The sequence below is a fragment of the Candidatus Cloacimonadota bacterium genome (assembly GCA_011372345.1).
Taxonomy (GTDB): domain Bacteria; phylum Cloacimonadota; class Cloacimonadia; order Cloacimonadales; family TCS61; genus DRTC01.
This window is the reverse complement of sequence record DRTC01000269.1, coordinates 1-3,401: the sequence shown is the minus strand read 5'-3', so window position 1 is coordinate 3,401 and position 3,401 is coordinate 1. Positions and strand designations below refer to the sequence as shown.

Annotated in this window: 2 protein-coding genes; both read right to left on the bottom strand. The window is 34.8% G+C overall.

The genetic code is table 11. From position 1 onward, the window contains the following. On the bottom strand, positions 1-909 hold a 909-nt coding region (locus ENL20_05270; protein ID HHE37967.1), incomplete at its 3' end, for a hypothetical protein. A gap of 215 nt (positions 910-1,124) precedes the next feature. Then, on the bottom strand, positions 1,125-3,329 hold the full coding sequence (locus tag ENL20_05265) for an NgoFVII family restriction endonuclease (protein HHE37966.1): 2,205 nt from the start codon (positions 3,327-3,329) through the stop codon (positions 1,125-1,127). Positions 3,330-3,401: the final 72 nt, after the last annotated feature.

Here is a 3,401-nt window from a genome sequence, read left to right as displayed (position 1 = left end):
GGCAAACAACTTTTCGAAAGCTTCATCTTTAATTTTTATGTTTGTGTATTTGTTTTCTAATTCGTGAACATCAAAAAGCCCACCGTTCAAATATGGAACTTTGCCGATCTCTTTAATAATTTCATCGTTTCGTTCTTTGGCACCCAAACCTTTATGAAAAAGAATTTTCAGGAAATCCTGATAGAAGCTATAGAACTCGTCTTCTCCACGAGTTACTTTGGTTTGTTTCAGCTTGTCTGCCAGATAGTTTTTGTTATCATCCAGAAAGCCTTTCTTTTGAATGAAGTAGATGAACATTAATCGGTTCAACATCAGGGAAGCATACCAATCTTTATCTATTTTTTCTGAAATGCCTTCGATAAATTCAAGGAAGGCAGAGTGATTTTTCTTGAATTCCTGATAGAATTTTTTGGTTACTTTCTCAGAGTTTTTATTAAAGTTTTCTTTTACTCTGCGCTTCACATCCACGATGCTGATATTTTCTTCATCATCCCACGAGAAGAATAAACCGCTGAGTTTCTGGTAAATCAATTCTGGTGCTTGATGAGAAAAGTATTTTGTCTCTCTGGTCAAGGTTGGCTTGCCTTCTTCCCGAATTGTGAGTTGCCAGATTTGTTCAGTATTTGCAGCATCACAAAATATGATAAGATGCTCCTGATGATGTTTGGAAATCTTATTTTCAATTTGTTTTCGAATACTGTAAACAGGGATTTTACCTATCGAATTCGGTAAACATTTCAGGATTACAAAACCTCTTTTCTCGGAAATTGCTTCGATGTTGTATGTTTCGTCCTTTATACTTATTTGTGTTTGTTTATCATTGTAATTATCCCAACCAAGTTCAATAAATAATTCTTTAAAGTTAAAGCTGTTTATCAATTTTCTAAAAGTTTCTTTTGTAATCTGCATTATTTCATCCTAATTCTTCCCAACTTCCGAATGTTTCGACTTGTCGAATCTTCGGAATGTTTGAATTTTTTCCCAAACAATCGGATGACCTGCGGACAATCCGATGTTTTCCCGCAACTTCCGAATGTGCGAAGCTCTTCGGAATGTTGAAATCGCAATAACATTCACCGTAATAAATAACATTCGGAAGATCAGCAAAGCTGAACATTCCGAAGTTATTCACTTTTTAACCCGAGTGAGCAAATAATTTGCGGTTCACCTGTTTTATGTTTCTGTTTCCCAATAATACAAAGCCTTTCTTCTTCTCGCAAGGAAACAATAAGTTCAGCTAATTCCGCATCTTCGATTCCTGCTTTTAATTGTCTGTTCAATGTCTCACGAGCAAATTCTTTGAGCGGATATTTGAAAATATCATCAATTGCATTTTTGAGTTCTGTGGTTACGAACAAAGGATATTGTTCGCAATATTGCGAAATCCTCATATACGTTCTGTATTTTGCACTATTCTTTCTTCCCAAAGTTCCACCGATTTCTTTTTCTAAAATTTGTGCAACTTGCACACCCTTCTTCACCAGTTCATGATGATTATCCAAACGTTGTAGAGCTTTTGTTCTGGGTTCACAGGCAGCAGCTTGTAATATGTTCATTTGAGATTGTGTTATGATATCACCATCTTTACTGATCCAGGAAAGAACGTCATTGTTCTCGGCAGTCTTTGTATAAACCAGCACACCTTCATTCTCAAAAGTTTTTGTTGAGTAAGAAACATCCGGCAATTCAGGAATTATTTTCTTTAATTTTGGGTTTTTCTCAATAGCATTTTTCCAGATTTGGTAGGCAAAAGATGCAAGGTCGATTTCGCTGTCTTCTTCATCTAAAATTCCTGATTTTTCATGATAAAGATTTTCCAGAATTGTATTATTCTGTTCTTCGAAAAATCTTTCATCTGAGCCAACAACTTCAGCATTTTCTTCCAAGCGGGTATCCAGTTTTTGACGTAAGCGGATAATGTTTTCTATTCCTTCTTCAGGAAAGAAGAAGTAGCTTAGAATTCTACTGGATTTCTGTCCTATTCTATCAACACGCCCAACTCTTTGAATCAAACGAATAAGAGCCCAAGGCAGATCGTAATTTAAGATTATGTGAGCATCCTGCAGATTTTGCCCTTCACTTAGAACATCGGTAGAGATAAGCACGCGAATTTCATCTTCGGAATTTTTGATGTTTGGTTTTTCATTGGAAATGGGACTGAATCGATGAGCAAATTCCGTAGGATTATTATTGCTGCCGGTTACACATTCAACATCATTAATATTGCGTTTTAACAGTTGTGAATATAGATAATTCGCTGTGTCCGCAAATTGTGTGAAAATTAGGATTTTTTCATGTGGATGTTCTTGAGTTATCAGTTTTTCCAAAGCATTTAATTGTCTGTCATTTTCAGGTTTCCAGTTTTCGGATAGTTTAATAATTTCCGTAAGAGCTTCGCAATCATCAAGAAGGTGTTTTTTGAATGATCTTTTGAATAATTCAGTTCGAATCCAACTGAATTTTTTCTTTTGTTTTGTAGCCAACTCATTGTATATCTTTTCAGATAGATCATTTAGCTTTGTTACATCAGTTGTAATTCTTAGAGTTTTTTCATTGCCTGTGTAATCATCCTCCCAATCCAGTTCATCAGTGAAATCATCCAAAACATTTGCTTCCTGAGAACCAATCGGAATCGGAAGATTATTTTCCACTGCATAAAAAAAAATGTAATTCCTGAGCATCATTCTATAAGCGGAAAGCAGAAAAGAAAATCCGCTGCTTTCGAGTCTTTTAAAAAGGTTCGTTCTACTGAAACCTATAAGTCTCTTTCCTGCTCTTGTTAGATTATCGATAATGAATAATTCATCATTTGTCGGCTTTTCTGTTGGATCATCTTTTATGTAATTACCAATTCCGTATCTTGCCAGTTTCATATTATTTACTGCATCTACAACATTTTCGGAGTATAACTTTGCATATTGGTCATTTGGATCGTGAACCGACATTTCATAATTTATTCGTTTGGGAATTCTATCTGGAAAATATGATCTGTTACCATTTGAGAAAAGCAGATACTTTCTTTGATTTTTTTCATCTGTTTTTGCATAATTTTGTTTAATAAAGCTTCTGGTTCTGCGCACCAGAAATAATCTCATCAACTCTCGCCAATCATCAATATCTTCACTTTTTTCAAAAGCTGGAAGCGACCTATAATGATGCGGAAAACGAGATTCGAATTCTATTTTTCCTCCGATACTTTCAATATAGTTTTCTGGAGAAATTCCAAGATCATCATCTACGGAAATAAATAATCGTAGTTGATTAGAAAGGTCTTGGAATGTTTTATTATAAGGGGTAGCAGAAAGCATAATAACTTTACTGTCATTCAAATGCAAATATTCTTGAACAGCTCGGAATCTTTTACTTTCACGATTTCTGAGGTTATGGCTTTCATCAATAAT